1 protein-coding gene is annotated in these 273 nt (G+C 50.2%); it reads left to right on the top strand.

Annotated elements, in window-relative coordinates:
• Positions 1–273: hypothetical protein (locus AC3XQU_RS23880; RefSeq protein ID WP_489876613.1), on the top strand; the 273-nt coding region annotated here is incomplete at both ends.

Here is a 273-nt window from a genome sequence, read left to right as displayed (position 1 = left end):
CCTTTGAACGAGTTGATTACTCAAAAGTAAAAGATGGTTTCCCCATCGTGGTCATTGATACCGTAGGCGGCAAAACGTGTGTCACCAAACTTCTTGCCAAGTTCGACCCCGACATTAAAAGAAGCCTGCCCGAAACCGGTGGCTTTTATTGGGAACGGCACCCCCCGATAGTCATCGCAAGCGCGGAATCGGAGATACCTGAACAAAAAAATTCCGATATTGCTTCCGTTGACGCGCAAGGGAAGTGGTGCGATGCGACTCGAGCAGTGAGAC

Source organism: Telluria sp. AZSoR62, assembly GCF_058111565.1.
This window is presented reverse-complemented; position numbering and strand designations above follow the sequence as displayed.